Consider the following 227-nt stretch of genomic DNA (forward strand, 5'->3'; position numbering starts at 1 on the left):
AACAAGGGCAATACCTCGGCGACCGGCGTTGCGTTCAGCCGCGATGCCGCGACCGGCGAGAACATCCAATATGGCGATTACTTAGTTAACGCCCAGGGCGAAGATGTCGTGGCCGGTATCAGGGTTACCCAGTCGCTTACGAACATGAAAAACGAAATGCCGGAGCTTGCAGAGCAGCTCTTCGGTATTCTGATTACGCTCGAGAAGCACTATAAAGACATGTGCGA

General features: G+C 53.7%; 1 protein-coding gene. It reads left to right on the forward strand.

The window, feature by feature from the left end:
• Positions 1 to 227 (forward strand): PEP/pyruvate-binding domain-containing protein (locus tag COY37_RS02330; protein ID WP_286975851.1); only part of this gene is annotated, 227 nt, incomplete at both ends.

The organism is Candidatus Aquicultor secundus (assembly GCF_002791875.1).
Lineage (GTDB): Bacteria > Actinomycetota > Aquicultoria > Aquicultorales > Aquicultoraceae > Aquicultor_A > Aquicultor_A secundus.